Consider the following 339-nt stretch of genomic DNA (forward strand, 5'->3'; position numbering starts at 1 on the left):
CCAGAACCTCAACGCTCATGGGAGTCTTCGTCTTGACACGATTGTAGCGCAGCACATTGCTGTCAAGAGCGGATTTCTCCAGATGCGTCAGATCGGCGAAAGACATCCCGCAGAACTGGAACATCAGAGCGGCAATAGCCTGGGTACGGCGGAGACGATCAGACTGGGGATCTTCATAAAGAAGCCTGCGAAGAGCGACGACAGGAAGCGCCCTTTTCTGACGCACGTCCACCCCCGTATAGACCTCATGGAACAGGCGGTGGACATAAGGAGCACTACCCGCCTCCACACCCCGATTATAGATACTCCGAAGCATACGCATATACGTGGAAATCGTAT

At 54.0% G+C, this 339-nt stretch carries 1 pseudogene; it reads right to left on the reverse strand.

Features of this window, described 5'->3' with window-relative positions:
- Nucleotides 1-339 (reverse strand): annotated as a pseudogene (locus tag KTR07_RS28270) (tyrosine-type DNA invertase cluster 3b); the annotation flags it as partial.

Origin of the sequence: Bacteroides sp. MSK.20.82 (assembly GCF_019052485.1) — a bacterium.
In the GTDB taxonomy this organism is placed as follows: domain Bacteria; phylum Bacteroidota; class Bacteroidia; order Bacteroidales; family Bacteroidaceae; genus Bacteroides; species Bacteroides thetaiotaomicron.